We start from the raw sequence: 17,470 nt of genomic DNA on the forward strand, positions 1-17,470 counted from the left end.
CTGAAATCTTGAATTCTTGCAAACGCTTGATCGTATGTTCACTTGCTGCAATCTTACTATTTATTCCAACAGTAACTTTTGCAGCAGACTCAAACATTTCAGTCAAATTGTCAAACTATATCGGTAATAAATCAAGTATCAGTCTATCCCCAACAGGATTTTATAAAGTAACTGGAGATAATGTTGCTGTAACAGATCGTTTTGCAGGGGCTTCACGATACGAAACCGCGACTCTTGCATCCGGCAGTCAGTGGAAAAATCCTAATACAGTTATTTTGGTAAATCGGGATATATTTATTGATGCATTGCCTGTTATCCCATTAGCAAAAAAACTAGATGCACCAATCTTATTTACTCAGCCTGATACGTTAACGAAAACTACTGAAAAACAAATCGCTAAATTTAACCCGGACAATATTTTAGTCATTGGGGGAGCACGCAGCATTTCAAAAGATGTAGAAAGCAAGCTGAAATCGTATGGCTCAGTTAAAAGGATAAGCGGAAAAAATAGATATGTATTATCTGAGAATATCGCTAAACAGATGGGCAGCTATGATAAAGCTATCGTTGTAACCGGAAAGGTATTTCAAGATGCGTTAGCCATAGCTCCTTATGCTGCGGCACAGGGATATCCTATTTTGCTTACTGAGAAGGATAAACTTCCGGATTATGATTTGCCAAAACAAGTGATTATAATCGGCAGTTCATTTAGTGTCAGTGACAGTGTAGAAAATGAAATAAAAAAAACTTCAACTGTACAGAGGATACCTGGATCAACCAGATATGAACTCACAGCAAATATTATTAAACAATTAAAGTTGAAGGCTGATAAAGTCGTAATGACGAACGGAACAAAGTACGCAGACGTATTAGTAGGTGCTTCGCTTGCTGCGAAGAAAAACAGCCAAATTTTATTTATTAAACAAGATAGTGTTCCTGCGGCAGCTAAAAGCATAACAAAAGAAAAAGCCACATATGCATACGACTTTATTGGAAGCACCAGTTCAATTTCTGCAGAAGTCGAGAATTCACTTGCCGATGAATTTTATTTAGCCGGCGGAAGCAACTATACTCTGAAAATCAACAATGGGAAATTAAATCTCGAAAATATAAAAACATATAGTAACTCTCTGAGGATTAAACCTGAAAAGTACTCGACTTCTAACAGAATAAGTCTTAACGGAAATCAGTATCTTGGAACGGTTAATTTCTCTATTGAATCTACTAAATATATCAGACCGGTTAACGAAAATATTCCATTTGAGGATTATTTAAAAGGGGTTATTCCAAATGAAATGCCTGCCAGCTGGTCACTTGAAGCCCTAAAAGCACAGACTGTGGCTGCGAGAACCTACTCCATAACAAAAACAGGAACTACTGTACCTGATACAACAGCTTTTCAAGTTTATGGAGGATATAGTTGGAATTCAAACACCAATAAAGCGGTTGAGCAGACAAAAGGAAAAGTTCTGAAATATAACGGATCTCTTATAACAGCAACTTATTCTTCAAGCAATGGGGGTTATACAGAAGCGAGCAACGAAGTCTGGTCATCAAGTGTACCTTACTTAATTGCGAAGAAAGATTCTAATGATCCTCAAATAGGCTGGACGCTTACACTATCAAAACAACAGCTTGACACGAATTCGCTTGACTTAAATAAGCCGTCTTCTTGGTGGTCTTCAGCAACTGAAACTGATGCTGCGAGGTTATCCGGAGTTAAAAATTGGATCTTGAAAAATAAAGAAACAGGAGCAGCTTCTGTAAAAATTGCGAGTATAGAAGATTTGAGCTTTAGCGGTACAACACAGGGGCAACGTGCAAAAACAGCATCTATGAAAGTTAAGTATTTTGTTAAAAGCAGTACTGGCTCCTACAACTTAAGTAAAATTACAACCATCACTGTTCCGACAACTCAGCTAAGAACAATGATTGGTGCAACTGTTTTTAAAAGTACTTATGTGACTGTAAAAAAAGATAATTCAAAGTACACAATCAGCGGCAAAGGTTACGGTCACGGCATCGGAATGAGTCAATATGGAGCTAAGGCAAGAGCAGAAGCAGGAGATTCATATAGTTCAATTTTAAAATTTTACTATCCTGGGACAACTCTGACAAGTTATTAATTATTTTAAGGTGCTAAAGGCCATTTAAGGAGGAAAAGTAATTGCGCTCTTATATAAAAGTCCTAACAATGTGTTTTCTGGGACTCATTCTTTTTGTACCAACAGCATTGGCCGATAATTCGGTTAAAAGAGTCGGAGGAAGTAATAGGTACGGGACTGCAGTTCAAATATCAAAGCAGATGTACTCAACAGCGAGTACAGCGGTTATTGTTGGCGGAAGTTCATACGCAGATGCCATTTCAGCGGCACCTCTTGCTTATCAGAAGAATGCACCGCTGCTTTACACAAATGCTGATAAGCTCTCTTCTGAGACGAAAACAAGGCTAAAAGAAATGCGAACAAAAAATGTGATTATTGTAGGTGGTACACCAGCTGTTTCCTCTAATACTGCCAATCAGATCAAAAGCTTAGGCATCAGTATTAAACGAATTGCTGGAAGTAATCGCTATGATACAGCTGCACGGGTCGCAAGAGCAATGAACGCAACCTCAAAAGCTGTCATTTTAAATGGGTTTTTATATGCTGATGCTCCAGGGATCATCCCTTATGCAGCTAAAAATGGCTATCCTATTCTGTTTACAAACAAAACCTCTATAAATAGTGCGACAACAGCAGTGATGAAAGATAAGAGAATTACAAGTACTGTGGTTGCAGGAGGTACCGGAAGTATTAATAATACGGTGTATAACAAGTTGCCTTCTCCTACAAGAATTAGCGGTTCAAACAGGTACGAGCTTGCTGCTAATATTGTACAAAAACTAAACCTGTCAACGAGCACAGTATATGTAAGTAATGGTTTTAGCTATCCAGATTCAATCGCAGGAGCCACTCTGGCAGCAAAGAACAAGCAATCTCTTATTTTGACTAATGGTGAAAATTTATCTGGCGGCGCACGAAAAATTATCGGCAGCAAAAACATGTCAAACTTTACGATTATCGGAAATACTCCAGCTATAAGCACTAAAGTAGCTAATCAGCTAAAGAATCCTGTTGTAGGTGAAACAATTTTTATTGATCCAGGCCATGGAGATCAAGACTCGGGAGCAGTAGGAAATGGACTGCTTGAGAAAGAGGTAAACCTTGATATAGCGAAAAGGGTCAATACGAAGCTAAATGCTTCTGGTGCTCTTCCGGTAATGTCGAGATCTAATGATACGTTTTATTCTTTAGAGGAAAGAGTAAGTAAGGCAGCCTCTGCCCAAGCTGATTTGTTCATCAGTATTCATGCGAATGCCAACGATAGCTCATCTCCAAACGGCAGTGAGACCTATTATGACACAACATATCAGGCAGCAAAAAGCAAACGATTAGCAGACCAAATTCAGCCGAAACTTGCAGCTAATCTTGGGACAAGAGACCGTGGAGTCAAGCAAGCCGGATTCTATGTTATCAAATATTCTAAAATGCCAAGCGTTTTAGTTGAGACTGCTTTCATCACAAATGCAGCCGACGCAAGTAAACTGAAACAAGCAGTTTATAAAGATAAAGCCGCCCAAGCTATTCATGATGGTACAGTTTCGTATTATAGATAAAAAAAAAGAGACAAATCTAAATAACAGATTTGTCTCTTTTTTTTATCATTTAAATGATTAAAACAAGGGCTTGTACATAAAATGATAAAGAACATTAATATAATTTATCAGAAAAAACACGTAATTCACACTTCTTAACAATCCATTTACAACCAATTAACATCCGTCTGCTAAACTGACTGGCATAGGTCATCATAACATCCCAAACAAATCGTGAGGTGTGTGTCAGTGGGTGCAGAAAAAAGCATGAATGTGAGTCGCGAATTCTCAGTGCAGCAAGCATCATTTGCATTATCAGAAAAAACGGCTCGTTATTTGGCAGTAAAGCGCGTGATGGATATTTGGTTTGCGCTGATTGGATTGGTGGTTGCGCTGCCAATGATTGCGGTATTTTCAATATTGATTTGTTTGGAGACGCCGGGGCCTGCCATCTATACGCAGGAGCGTGTAGGAAAAGGCGGGAAACCTTTTAAGCTTTATAAGCTTCGTTCCATGAAAATAGATGCCGAGAAGTCTGGGGCGGTTTGGGCGCAGAAGCAGGATCCGCGGGTGACACGAATTGGAGCATTTATCAGAAGAACGCGAATTGACGAGCTTCCTCAGCTGTTTAATGTGCTGAAAGGCGATATGAGCATGATTGGACCTCGCCCGGAACGTCCAGTGTTTACGGAAAAGTTCCAGAATGAGATTCCGGGGTTTACACAGCGTCTGGCTGTCAAACCGGGATTGAGCGGCTGGGCGCAGGTGAACGGCGGTTACGACATGACGCCGAAGGAAAAGCTTATATTTGATTTATATTACATTCGCAATCTGACTTTCATGTTGGAATTAAAAATTATGTTAAAAACTTGTAAAGTAGTCTTGACAGGTGATGGTGCAAGATAAACATCTGCATTCGCCATCAAACTGAGCTTAAAAAGAAGTAGGGAATATGATGCCAAGTATTACAAAACAAATCATGAGCGGCGCAAAGTGGACAAGTGTTTCAACAATCTGTATTACAATCATTCAAATCGTTCAGTTTGCCTTGCTTGGAAATATGATGACCTTAACGGAATTTGGACTCGTCGGCATGATCACAACGGTTACAATATTCGCCCAGATTGTGCTTGATATGGGTTTTGGCGCCGCGTTAATTCAAAGAGACGACGCCACGGAGCGCCAGCTGTCAACATTGTATTGGCTGAACATTATGACCGGCATTTTGCTGTTTGTGCTTTTATATGTGTGCAGTCCCGTCATTGCGGGATTTTATCAAAGAGAAGAGCTTGTGTTTCTCATCAGGATTTTGGGGATTATGTTTTTGATAGCTCCGATCGGACAGCAGTACCAGTATATGCTGCAGAAGGAGCTGCAATTTAATACGTTAAGCAAAATAGAGATTTTTTCAAATGTATTGTCCTTCGGATATTTAGCGATAGCGGTTTTTATGACGGATGCGATTTTGGCGTACGTGGTTTCTCAGGTGCTGCTGCAGTCCAGTAAAGGGATTTTATTCTGGGCTGTATACCAAAAAAAATGGCGCCCATCCTTTGTTTTTGATCTAAGGGGAATGAAGGAGTTCTTCTCCTTTGGAGCCTTTCAGCTTTCATCCCGTCTTGTGAACAGGCTGGGAGCGAACATCGATATGATCTTAATCGGCCGGTTTATCGGTGCCGAAGCGCTGGGCATTTATAATCTTGCCTACCAGATTGTCACCATTCCGGTTTTGAAAATTAATCCGATTGTGACGCGGGTCGCGTTTCCCATTTTCGCCAAAAACAAATACGAAAACAGCGTGATCAGAGAAGGCTTTCTGAATATGACAAAAATGCTTGCGCTTGTATCGTTCCCGCTGTTAATCGGGCTCGTATCCGTATCAGACGCCTTTATCGCAGCTGTTTTCGGAGAAAAATGGCTTGCTGCTGTCCCTGTTCTGAATGTTCTTGCCATCGTCGGGATACTCAGGGTGCTGATGAATCCGAATGGTTCTGTGCTTCTTGCTAAAGGAAGAGCGGATTTGGCTTTTTATTGGGACTCCGGCGTCATGCTGCTGTATGGTTTGTCGCTGTTTGCAGCTGTTCAGACGGGCAATCTTCTGACTGTCGCTTGGGTATATGCCGTCATCAGCGTTTTCAATTTTCTAATCGGTCGCTGGCTGCTGGCATATGTCATTAAGCTCAATCTTTCAGCTTATTTTAAAGCCGTTATGAAGCCGTTTCTGATCACAGCGGGTATGGCCGTTATCGCGTTCGGCGCGAGTTTAGGAACAGAACGCTTCAGCTTGCAGGCGGAAATGAGGCTGGCAATTTCAGTGGCGGCCGGGGCGCTCTGCTATCTCTTTCTTTTGGGTAAAGCGTACCCTCAGATGAAAAGCAAACTACTAAGAAAAGGACGTTTGTCATGAAGATTTTGTGGATCACAAGCGTATATCCAAGCAGTCTGAAACCCGGCGAGGGTGTGTTTCATGAAACACAGGTGCAAGAGTTGCTGAAGCTCGGGCTGGATATCACCGTGATATGCCCAAGACCTTTTCACCCTGCGCCTGTCCGTATGCTGAAAAAGGCATACCGAAAAAAGGATGCCAGACCAGAATATGAGATACGAAAAGGAATCCCGGTTTACCGGCCTTTCTATCCCGCTGTTCCCGGCCAGCTGAAATGGGCTCAGCCACACCGGCGCATTGGGGCAGCTGTTTTAAAAACCATTAAACAGCATGATTTGAACCCTGATCTGATCCATGCGCACTTTGCTATGCCGTCGGGCGGGGCTGCGGCAGTCGTGTCAAAGACAATCGGGATTCCGTATATTTTAACTTTGCATGGCAGTGATGTGAATGTCTATCCTCACTACAGCAAAGGCGCGTTTAAAGCCTTCAAAACTGCGGTTAGTTCCGCATCCGCAGTTCTTGCAGTCAGCGAAAAGCTTCAGGAAGAAACCAAAAAACTTTCCGGCTTTGACAGTACGGTTTTACCGATCGGCATACAGCTCAGCCGTTTTCAGGAAAATGATCAGACAAAAGAAGAAATCAGAAAAAACCTCGGACTCCCGCTTGACCAGCGCCTTGCTGTCTATGTGGGCAGGCTCGTTAAGGAAAAAGGCATTTTTGAATTGTCAGAAGCCATTGAGATGATGGAGGAAGCGCCTCGAGCTGTTTTTGTGGGAGACGGCCCCGCAAAATCTTTGCTGATGCAAAAGGGACATATTGTAACAGGCCAAGTGCCGAATCACAGGGTGAGAGAGTATTTGCTCGCCGCAGATATGTTTGTGCTCCCTTCTTATAGCGAAGGAATGCCGACTGTTGTGATCGAGGCGCTGGCACTGCGGGTTCCTGTCATCTGTACAGATGTCGGTGGAGTGGCTTCATTATTCGGAAAGCACCGGCATTTGCTGATTGAACCGAAATCAGCTCAAGCCTTAGCAAACACGATCTCTTTATACGCACAAGATCAAATATGGCAGCCGGAAGTGGCAGATGAATTATATCAAATCATTCACACTCAATATGACGCCGGGAAAAATGCCAGGGCGCTGTATGATCAGTATCAGATGGTTCTGAAAACACCTGTTTAATCGTAAGTAACTGCGACCAATATAAATAGGAAGATGAATTTACAGGAGAGGGATGAGGGCTGTGAAAAAAATTGCTGTCATTGGAACAGGATATGTAGGACTCGTATCAGGCACCTGCTTTGCGGAAATCGGAAATAAAGTGATTTGCTGTGATATCAACGAATCAAAAATCAGAAGTCTGAAAAACGGAGTAATCCCAATCTATGAACCAGGGCTTGCAGATTTAGTTGAAAAAAATGTGTTAGAACAGCGCCTGTCTTTTACTAACGATATTCCGTCTGCCATTCGGGCTTCAGACATTATTTATATTGCAGTCGGAACCCCGATGTCTAAAACAGGCGAAGCTGATTTAACGTACGTCAAAGCGGCTGCGAAAACGATTGGTGAACATCTCACCGGCTACAAAATCATTGTCAATAAAAGCACAGTCCCAGTCGGCACCGGAAAACTGGTTCAATCTATCATTCAAAAAGCTTCGAAGGGAAGATGCTCCTTTGATGTTGTATCCAACCCTGAATTTCTTCGGGAGGGCTCAGCGATTCATGACACGATGAATATGGAGCGTGCCGTCATTGGGTCAACCAGTCATAAAGCCGCTTCCATCATAGAGGAACTGCATCAGCCTTTTCATGCTCCTGTTATTAAAACGAATTTAGAAAGTGCAGAGATGATTAAATATGCTGCAAATGCATTTTTGGCTACAAAGATTTCGTTTATTAACGATATCGCGAACATTTGCGAGCGAGTCGGCGCGGACGTCTCAAAAGTTGCTGATGGCGTCGGGCTCGACAGCCGGATCGGCAGAAAGTTCTTGAAAGCGGGTATTGGGTTTGGCGGTTCCTGCTTTCCTAAGGATACAACTGCACTGCTTCAAATTGCCAAAACGGCCGGCTATCCATTTAAGCTCATAGAAGCCGTCATTGAGACAAATGAAAAGCAGCGCGTTCACATTGTAGATAAGCTCTTAACTGTGATGGGAAGCATAAAAGGGAGAACCATTTCCGTGCTCGGATTGGCCTTCAAACCGAATACAAACGATGTGAGGTCCGCTCCAGCTCTCGATATCATTCCAATGCTGCAGCAGCTGGGCGCACAAGTGAAAGCATATGATCCGATTGCCATTCCGGAGGCATCAGCAGTCCTTGGCGATCAGACCGAGTATTACACTGATGTGTATGCTGCGATGGAGGGAACCGACGCGTGCCTTATTTTGACTGATTGGCCGGAAGTAAAAGAAATGGAGCTTGTAAAAGCAAAAATGCTTTTAAAACAGCCAATCATCATCGATGGCAGAAATATATTTTCACTTGAAGAAATGCAGGCTGCGGGATACATTTATCACTCCATCGGCCGTCCTGCGGTTCGGGGAACAGAACCTTCTGACCGCTACTTTCCGGCTTTGCCAATGGAAGAACTGGCTAAGGATTTGGGGAGTGTCAATTTATAAAAAGAAAAAGGGTTACTTGTTTGAAGTGCCGGCTGCTTAGGCTCGGCCGCCGGCTCCTGAAACATCAGGAAAGGGGTTAAGCATGTGAGTATCAAACGTTCAGCGGTTCATACGCTTGCGTTACTGGCTGCTGTCATATTGGGGATCGTCCTATTGCTGGGAGCCATCCGCACAGATACAGGTCTTACGCAGATGGCTGCCGTTCTCGCTGTATTGGCTATCGGCCTGTTTGCGCTGACGCTTGCAGCATCATTTACAACAAAAGAACAGCTGTTTATGGCCGTCATCTATATTTTGATTGCCTGCACTTTTTTAAATAATGCTTTTTTCGCGGTTCATCTTGGATTCTTTAGTTTGTTTCTTTATCGGCTTTTGCTCATCGCCGCCGGCTGCCTCCATCTTGTGGGGGTACTGCGGAGCCGAACACATATTGAAAGGTGGAACGGGCTGCAAGTAAAAGGAATTTTGCTCTTTTTCGCCTTTTGGTTTTTATATGGCCTTATTTCCTTGCTATGGGCCAAATCAGTTACAGACGGTCTGAAATATTTAGCCCTGCTGGCGATGGGGATATTTTTTATTTATCTTATTGTGATGTATGTGCAAAAAATGGAACGTCTGATGATTATTTATTCCATCTGGCTGGTGATGACGGTATTTCTGATGATCATTGGTTTTTACAATCATATCACGCATCATCATCTCCCGAGTTCGACTTTGTACAGCGGACCGGAATATAAGCAGCATTATCCGACCTCAGTCTTTTTTAATCAAAATGATTTTGCGACATTTTTGTCGATCAGTTTCTTTTTTTACATCGCAATGGTGAAAAACATAAAGAACGGTTACTTAAAGGGAATTGGCCTTGTGCTCTCGCTTGGTACATTGTATTTAATCTTTGCGACTGGTTCCAGAGCCAGCCTGCTGGGCGTTTTTGCGGGAATAGCCGTCTACATTTTTATTGTCTTGCCGCCTGTTCTGAAAAAAATCGCTATTTGGCTGTCGGCAGCAGGAATTGCGGTCTTTGCGGCTCTTTTTGCCAGCCGGATTTTCGCAGTGTTTTGGAAGCTGTTCCTGGCTCCTCAGACGTCTCATTCATTCCAAGAGACGCTTCCGTCCAATGTGGCCAGAGCCAATCTGTTAAAAAATGCATGGCACTTCTTCCTTGACTCATACGGATTCGGAGTGGGCGCAGGCAATGTGTCTTATTATCTTGAGCATCATGCTTTATATGATACTGACAATGTGACAGAGGTGCACAATTGGCTGGTAGAGATTCTGGCAAACTTCGGCTTGCTTATCATGCTCGGCTATCTGGCCATTTATTTATACCTGATATGGGTGCTTTACAAGTTTTATGAAAGAAAAATGGAAAATCAGTCAAGACTGATCACAGAAGGGCTCATCACAGCTATGGTCAGTTTTCTGGTATCCAGCATCAGCCCAAGCTCTGTCTCAAATTTATTTTTCCATTGGGTATTTCTGGCGCTCGTCATCGCCGCGGTGAATGTCTTAAGGCGATCCAGGCAGCAGCTTGAGCCCATATACCGGTAAACAGACTACAAAAAAGCAGGGAGACTTATATGAAGGATATAGTGATAAGATTAGCCCGGCGCATAAAGAAAAATATCATCTGGATTATATTAGTGCCGCTTATTTTAGGTGCGGCGGGATATATACTGCCGTCCCAAATCGCGGATAAAAAGAGTTACACAGCTGAGGTTACTTTAGCTGTAGGGAGCTATGATCATCCGGTTTATAACAGTACAGAAGAGATTCCGCTCCTGCTGAGGAGTGATGCTTTTTTGAAGGAGGCGCTTCCTGACGAAAAAGATGAAGATCTTGCGGAGATCAAAGAGAAGCTCACCGTGAAATCGGAGTCTAAGTCATTACTGTCTTTGAGCTATGCCGACCAGGATCAGGAAAGAACCGAATCGGTGTTAAACGCTGTTTCCTCCACCTTTCTCAAAAACGACCAAAAGCTGTTTGAGGAAAGAGAAGCCGTCATCCGCCGCAGCATAGATGCGCTGGAAGGTGAAACGGTGAGCGAGGATTCCAAGGTGGATAAAGAAAGATTTTTGTATGAGCTGAAAAACACACAGCTTAATCTGAAAGCGGCCAGTGCCGTTGATTCTGAAACCGTAAGTGAGGCATCAGGCGGAGGAATGTCCCCGAAAAAGAAAGCGGTTCTGGGTGTTCTGATCGGCATCACGATTGCCTTTATGTTCGTTGTCATTCCTGAATTTTTCAGAGAGTCCTTTTAAAATCATACGATGGAGATGTGATCATGACCAACTGGAAACCTCTCGTATCTGTCATTACACCTTCTTATAATGCGCGTGACTATATTGAAGACACGATTCATTCAGTGTTAGATCAGAGCCACCCTCATTGGGAAATGATTATCGTGGACGATTGCTCAACGGACGGCACACGCGACATTTTAAAGCAGTATGAGAAGATAGATGAAAGAATTCATGTGATCTTTCTGGAAGAGAACAGCGGAGCCGCGATAGCAAGAAATAAAGCGCTGGAACATGCCCAAGGACGCTATGTGGCATTTTTGGACAGTGATGATAAATGGAAAAAAGACAAACTGAAAAAGCAGCTTAATTTTATGATGGAGCGGTCCTGTGCGTTTTCCTTTACAGGCTACAGTTTAATGTCGCAGGACGGGGTGCCGATGGATAAATTCATTCATGCTCCCGAAAGCCTGACATATGATGATGCTCTTAAAAATACCATTATCGGCTGTCTAACGGTGATGATTGACAGGGAACAGACGGGACAGATCCAAATGCCGAATATTAGAACGAGGCAAGACTTGGCAACATGGCTGTCTCTTTTAAAAAAGGGTTTTACAGCATACGGAATGAATGAGTGTTTAGCTGAATACCGGCTTGTCAATAATTCGATTTCAAGCAACAAATGGAAGGCTGCAAAAAAAACATGGTTTGTCTACAGAGAGATCGAACGGCTCCATTTAATGAAAGCGACATGGTGTTTTGTTCAATATGCGAAAAACGCGGTGAAAAAAAGACTATAACCGCAAACAGAGAGAAAAGGTGATGAAGGTGGAAACAAAAGCAATGATTCACGTCATCGTGGCTACTGCTGAATGGGGAAAAGATCAATTGAGGTACAGACGGCATCGATTGGCTGAATTTTTAGCTGCTCAGGAAGAAACAAAGGAAGTCATCTGGGTCTGCCCGGCTCCGCGCACCCAAAGGATGGAATTGCAGCAAGTTCAATCCGGCATCCGGCAGTTTGCCGTAAAGGACTTACTGCAAAAGAAAATGTTTCGCTTCGGACGGTATACCGATGTGTTTTATAAGCATAAGCTCTCACCTTTATTAGAAGAGCTGAAATCCGCTTCAGCCAGAGGTGAACGCTGCTGCTTATGGTACACGTTTCCCGGATTCCCGCTGCTGTCTTCCCTGTATCCTTGGGATCAGGTGATTTATGATTGCAGTGACTTGTGGGCGGCGCCGATCAGCGGACGTTCCAATATGCTTTCCGAGTTCAGGCGGAAAGTCATCAAAACAGCGGAGCTGCGAATTATCGAGCGTGCCGATTCCATTACTTGTTCATCGGAGTACCTGCACAATGAAGTTGACAAAAAGCTGACAGCGGGACAAGAAAAGGTTCATACCGTTGAAAACGGTGTTGAATATGACCTGTTTTCAGAACATAAAGCGGTTCCCGATCGAAGCATCTTGCAGGGAAGAGAAGGGGCTGTACTGGGGTTTATCGGCGGGATTAAACCAAAGCTGGATTTTAAATTGATTGAAGAAGCAGCTCTGAGAAAACCTGATTGGACATTTTTATGGGTCGGCCCGGACGCCACCAATGGTGACACAGCGTTTCAAGAGCTTTTGAAGCTTTCCAATGTGATATGGACGGGGCCGGCAGATCCGAAAGAAGTTCCGCACTTTATGGAACTGATTGATGTCGGTATTATGCCTTATAAAAAGTCATCCTATAACCAAGCGGTTTTCCCGCTTAAGCTATTTGAATTTTTAGCAGCAGGAAAGCCGGTCGTCGGCTCTAACCTTCCGTCAACTTCTAAAATGCAAAAACCGTATATTTACGAATATATGGAAGGCAATGACCATAATGATTTTATAGCTGCGTGCGAGAAAGTGCTTGAAAAAGACGGAGACGAGACATACAAAGAGATGCGGCGAAACATTGCCCGCACACAAGACTGGAATGTTTTATTCAAACAAATCATGAAATATACAGGCATTCAAAAACATGCGTAGTCCTTTAATTGGGATGCGCGTTTTTTGATTATACGTGTTTCTTTTTGATGAAGCTTGTTATAATAACTAAGGAGAAGGTATAATGGAAGGAACGGTTCTCTATATAAATAAAGACTTCATATAATTCCAAAGGAGACTTCTTTATGCTTGACGAACGCATGATTCGCATTGTTGTTGCGTTTATTGTCTCGCTGCTAACGGTTTTAATCATAACCCCAATCGTAAAAAGGATTGCGATTAAAATAGGTGCAGTTGATCAGCCCGGCAATCGAAAAGTACATGATAAAATCATGCCCCGAATGGGCGGGCTGGCCATATTTATCGGGGTGGTTACAGGTGTGCTTGTATCCGGTATATACACAGAAACAAGAATGACGGCTATCACAGTCGGGGCATTTATCATTATTGTGTTGGGAATTCTTGACGATAAATATCAATTAAGCGCAAAAGTTAAATTTATCATTCAATTAGCCGTAGCTATTATGATTGTAAGCACAGGCTTAAAAATGGACTTTTTCTCAGTACCTTTTTTAGCTGAGCGATTTGAATTGGGCTGGATGGCATATCCGCTGACTGTATTATGGATTGTCGGCATCACAAACGCGATGAACCTGATTGATGGATTGGACGGCCTTGCGGCAGGTCTTTCTGTTATCGGCCTGTCCACGATTGCAGTTATGGCGCTATCTGGCGGAAAAGTACTCATTCTGTCACTTTCATTAGTTGTTATCGCAAGTACGCTCGGATTTTTGTTCTACAATTTTCATCCGGCAAAAATCTTTATGGGGGATACGGGATCACTGTTTTTAGGGTATGTCATTTCCATTCTCTCATTGTTAGGGCTGTATAAAAGCGTAACATTGTTCAGTATTGTCATTCCGATTATTATATTAGGCGTGCCGATTTTTGACACAACATTTGCAATCATAAGACGGATACTAAACAAACAGCCGATTTCAGCGCCCGATAAATCACATATTCACCATAGGCTGATGGCCTTTGGCCTTTCACATCGGATGTCGGTCATTGTCATCTATCTGATTGGATTTATTTTCAGCATCAGTGCAATCGTGCTGAAAAGCGCTACAATTTGGCTTTCCCTGTTTATTATCTTTATCTTAATTATATTTATGCAAATAATAGCAGAAGTTACGGGACTCGTGAATGAACGTTTTAAGCCATTTACAAAATTCTATAAACGTCTTGTGAAAAGAAATTAAAACACCGGTTCTATGAGCCGGTGTTTTTTCTGCGCAAAAAAGCCCGATCCGTTAAAGGACCGGGCTTTTTTTCAATATGATGAGTCAGTTGTTGAATTTGTTGTGCCGTTTGAGCTTGTGCTGCTGTCATTTGTGTAGCCGCTTCCGCTCGTAGTGCCGTCTGTTGCAGTGCTTCCGTCAGTGCTTGAACTGCCAGTGCTGTCTGATGTTGAGCCATCGGTACTGGAGCTGTCAGTGCTTGAACTGCTCGTATCAGGAACATAATCTAGATGTTCTTGAAGCGTTTTTCTGACGTTTTCCAGATTCGCAGCATCCGGTTCAAAATAATACGTGTTGTTAGGCCCTAAATACAAATCAGAACCAGTAATTGACAGCGTGTCAATTTTCTTGCTGGTAAAGCCGCTGTAAATTTGCTGTAAGGCTAAACCTTCAGTAATGCGAATATTGGTTTCTACGTTTTCACTGGCTGTTTCTGCGATTTTATCAATTTTTGCAATATTGCTTGCGCTGGACATCCGATCGATCAACGCGTTTAAAATTTGTTTCTGTCTGTCATTACGGCCGAAATCTCCGCGTTTATCCTGCTTTCTCATGCGGGCATACGCCAAGGCTTTTTCACCATTTAAATGCATCTCGCCTTTTTTGAAATAAATACGTTTGCTTTCGTCCACATCGCTTTTTTCATCAAAGTCGAAAGGTACATCTACATCAATACCGCCAACTTCATTAATAACATCTTTAAATCCGTCAAAATCGACTGTTACATATTTATCGATTGGGATTTGCAAGAAGTTTTCAACAGTTTCAACAGTCTCATCTTTTCCGCCTTTGCTGTAAGCGGAATTGATCTTTGTTTTGCTGCCGGTTGTGTCACTTGCTAATTGCACACGTGTATCGCGCGGAATGCTCAGCATTTTCATGGTTTTATTTTTTGGATCAAGGGTAACTACAATAAGAGAGTCAGATCTCCCTTTTTGTCCTTTTGTCGCGTAATCTTCGATTCCCATAAATAAAATAGAAAATGGTTTTTTCTTCATATCTACAACTTCACTGCGAAGATTTGATTTATCTCCGCGGGAAAGCGCATCGTATGAATCATCCGCAGCGTTAATGGTTTTATATAGTTTATATCCTCCGAGACCTACAACTACCAATAATGCAAGGACGAACAACAACATAATCCTTTTTAAAATTTTTCTGCGTTTGCTCTTTTTCTTTTTGCGCACACGCACTCTAACGCGTTCAGCCATTATTCAGTCTCCTTTATGTGATTGACGGCTTTTTCAAGATACGTCAACTCTCCCTCTGTAATATCACTTTTTCCATTTGTTAACTCTGTCATCCACTCAGAAAACGATTGTGTTTCTTTTTCTTCTACATATGCTTCGAATTCTACGTTTTCTGCATAATGAATTTCTTTTAATAGAAAAGGTGATTCCCTTAATTCATTTTCAATCTTGCCAAGCCAAGTATAATCTGCGGAAGTATGCATAACCCTCATAAGCTTCCGTTCTACAACACCTATATGGTTTAATCCTTCAGACACTGACTTCCCATAAGCGCGGATTAAACCGCCTGCTCCCAGCTTTATGCCGCCGAAGTAACGCGTAACGACAGCACAAGTATCCTTAAGTCCGCGTTTTTTTAGCACCTCGAGCATAGGTACTCCTGCGGTGCCGCTCGGTTCTCCGTCATCATTGGCTTTTTGGATATGATCGTTTTCGCCAATTACGTAAGCTGAGCAATTATGAGTTGCATTCCAGTGCTGTTTCTTTATTTTCTGTATAAATTCCTGTGCTTCTTGTTCGGTAGAAACACGGCTTAAATGACAGATAAAACGCGATTTTTCTATAACAATCTCGTGTTCTCCTGCTTCTTTCACAGTAAAATAGCTGTGCAGCATGCTTGCTGACCCCCTGCTAAGCATAAAAGACCGCCTATACAAATTCGTACAGTCTTTAGAATTTTTGTGCGTATTTTGTTATCATAAAGAGTAAGAAGGTACATAAAATTGTTTTTTTCTAGAATATACGCATTCTTTCATTATAATTCGACACAATTTGCAGATCAATTACATTTATAATAAAAATATATGACAACACCGTGACGGAGGGAAATTATGAATAAAACAAAGATGGATTCCAAAGTTCTGGACTCTATTTTGATGAAGATGCTGAAAACCGTTGACGGGAGCAAGGATGAGGTTTTTCAAATCGGGGAGCAGTCACGCCAGCAGTATGAACAGCTGGTCGAAGAACTGAAACAAATTAAACAGCAGGTTTATGAAGTCATCGAGCTTGGTGATAAACTTGAAGTGCAAACCCGCCATGCGCGAAACCGTTTATCCGAGGTCAGCCGCAATTTTCATAGATTCAGTGAAGAAGAAATCCGCAACGCTTATGAAAAAGCCCATAAGCTGCAAGTAGAACTGACGATGATCCAGCAGCGTGAAAAGCAATTGCGCGAACGCCGGGACGATTTGGAACGCAGACTGTTAGGCCTTCAGGAAATCATCGAACGCTCAGAATCACTAGTGAGCCAGATTACGGTCGTGCTGAACTATCTGAATCAGGATCTTCGGGAGGTTGGGCTGCTTCTTGCTGATGCGCAGGCAAAACAGGATTTTGGCTTGAGAATTATTGAAGCGCAGGAAGAAGAGAGAAAAAGAGTCTCGAGAGAAATTCATGATGGCCCTGCACAAATGCTGGCAAATGTTATGATGAGATCGGAATTAATTGAACGGATTTTCAGAGACCGAGGCGCTGAAGACGGATTCCAGGAAATCAAAAATCTCCGCCAAAATGTGCGGAATGCTCTTTACGAAGTGAGACGGATTATATATGATTTAAGACCGATGGCCCTTGATGACCTAGGCCTGATTCCAACTTTGCGGAAATATCTATATACAACCGAAGAATATAACGGTAAGGTGAAAATACATTTTCAGTGCATCGGCGATACGGAGGACAAACGACTCGCGCCTCAGTTTGAAGTTGCGCTCTTCAGACTCGCACAGGAAGCTGTATCCAATGCGTTAAAGCATTCTGGATCTGAAGAAATTACAGTCAAAGTTGAGATTACAAAGGATTTTGTGATTTTAATGATAAAAGATAACGGCAAAGGATTTGACCTGAAGGAAGCGAAAGAGAAGAAAAACAAATCATTCGGCTTGCTTGGAATGAAAGAAAGAGTAGATTTATTGGAAGGGACCATGACTATAGATTCAAAAATAGGTCTTGGGACATTTATCATGATTAAGGTTCCGTTATCTCTTTGACTATGATTTGTAAAATAGAGCCAAAAGGCATATTGACCGAATACCAGAGTATAT

General features: G+C 42.4%; 14 protein-coding genes. 12 read left to right on the top strand and 2 right to left on the bottom strand.

Going from position 1 to position 17,470, the window contains the following annotated elements; translation table 11 throughout:
* Positions 1-8 precede the first annotated feature (8 nt).
* The 11 genes from ACQVGS_RS03135 (at position 9) to ACQVGS_RS03185 (ending at position 14,139) form a co-directional block, all read left to right on the top strand.
* Positions 9-2,126 (top strand): SpoIID/LytB domain-containing protein, encoded by a 2,118-nt coding sequence (locus ACQVGS_RS03135; RefSeq protein WP_283912632.1) that lies wholly within the window; start codon positions 9-11, stop codon positions 2,124-2,126.
* A 41-nt stretch (positions 2,127-2,167) separates the two neighbouring features.
* Entirely contained in the window at positions 2,168-3,658 is a 1,491-nt protein-coding gene (gene lytC / locus ACQVGS_RS03140; protein WP_491830935.1) for an N-acetylmuramoyl-L-alanine amidase LytC, read from the top strand.
* Positions 3,659-3,886: 228 nt separating this feature from the next.
* Positions 3,887-4,543 carry a sugar transferase gene (locus tag ACQVGS_RS03145; RefSeq protein ID WP_024123040.1) on the top strand — a complete coding sequence of 219 codons (657 nt, stop codon included), beginning with the start codon at positions 3,887-3,889 and terminating at the stop codon, positions 4,541-4,543.
* 49 nt (positions 4,544-4,592) lie between these two features.
* Positions 4,593-6,044 carry a teichuronic acid biosynthesis protein TuaB gene (gene tuaB, locus ACQVGS_RS03150; RefSeq protein ID WP_103671370.1) on the top strand — a complete coding sequence of 484 codons (1,452 nt, stop codon included), beginning with the start codon at positions 4,593-4,595 and terminating at the stop codon, positions 6,042-6,044.
* Positions 6,041-7,210 (top strand): teichuronic acid biosynthesis protein TuaC, encoded by a 1,170-nt coding sequence (tuaC, locus tag ACQVGS_RS03155; RefSeq protein WP_101859861.1) that lies wholly within the window; start codon positions 6,041-6,043, stop codon positions 7,208-7,210. The genes tuaB and tuaC overlap by 4 nt, the downstream gene beginning before the upstream one ends.
* A 61-nt stretch (positions 7,211-7,271) precedes the next feature.
* Positions 7,272-8,657, top strand: a complete 1,386-nt coding sequence (tuaD, locus tag ACQVGS_RS03160) for a UDP-glucose 6-dehydrogenase TuaD (protein ID WP_095712900.1) — start codon at positions 7,272-7,274, stop codon at positions 8,655-8,657.
* Positions 8,658-8,741: 84 nt separating this feature from the next.
* Positions 8,742-10,208, top strand: coding sequence for a teichuronic acid biosynthesis protein TuaE (tuaE, locus tag ACQVGS_RS03165; RefSeq protein ID WP_491830938.1), 1,467 nt, complete (start codon positions 8,742-8,744; stop codon positions 10,206-10,208).
* A gap of 29 nt (positions 10,209-10,237) precedes the next feature.
* A complete protein-coding gene (gene tuaF, locus ACQVGS_RS03170) occupies positions 10,238-10,918 on the top strand; it encodes a teichuronic acid biosynthesis protein TuaF (protein WP_101859863.1) in 681 nt (226 codons plus the stop codon).
* A 23-nt stretch (positions 10,919-10,941) separates the two neighbouring features.
* Positions 10,942-11,700 carry a teichuronic acid biosynthesis protein TuaG gene (gene tuaG, locus ACQVGS_RS03175; RefSeq protein ID WP_044159485.1) on the top strand — a complete coding sequence of 253 codons (759 nt, stop codon included), beginning with the start codon at positions 10,942-10,944 and terminating at the stop codon, positions 11,698-11,700.
* A gap of 28 nt (positions 11,701-11,728) precedes the next feature.
* Positions 11,729-12,919: a teichuronic acid biosynthesis protein TuaH gene (gene tuaH, locus ACQVGS_RS03180; protein WP_106019940.1), complete on the top strand. Its 1,191-nt coding sequence runs from the start codon at positions 11,729-11,731 to the stop codon at positions 12,917-12,919.
* A 143-nt stretch (positions 12,920-13,062) separates the two neighbouring features.
* Positions 13,063-14,139, top strand: coding sequence for a glycosyltransferase family 4 protein (locus ACQVGS_RS03185; protein WP_010332075.1), 1,077 nt, complete (start codon positions 13,063-13,065; stop codon positions 14,137-14,139).
* Between the two features lie 71 nt (positions 14,140-14,210).
* On the opposite strand, the gene ACQVGS_RS03190 is transcribed toward ACQVGS_RS03185, so the two are convergent.
* On the bottom strand, positions 14,211-15,389 hold the full coding sequence (locus tag ACQVGS_RS03190) for an LCP family protein (protein ID WP_024123032.1): 1,179 nt from the start codon (positions 15,387-15,389) through the stop codon (positions 14,211-14,213).
* Positions 15,389-16,042 (bottom strand): YigZ family protein, encoded by a 654-nt coding sequence (locus tag ACQVGS_RS03195; protein ID WP_044159478.1) that lies wholly within the window; start codon positions 16,040-16,042, stop codon positions 15,389-15,391. Before ACQVGS_RS03195 ends, ACQVGS_RS03190 begins: the two co-directional genes overlap by 1 nt.
* 216 nt (positions 16,043-16,258) lie before the next feature.
* Between ACQVGS_RS03195 and degS the strand changes: the two genes are divergently transcribed.
* A complete protein-coding gene (gene degS / locus ACQVGS_RS03200) occupies positions 16,259-17,416 on the top strand; it encodes a two-component sensor histidine kinase DegS (RefSeq protein WP_024123030.1) in 1,158 nt (385 codons plus the stop codon).
* The last annotated feature ends 54 nt before the right edge of the window (positions 17,417-17,470 follow it).

Source organism: Bacillus sp. SD127, assembly GCF_058566445.1.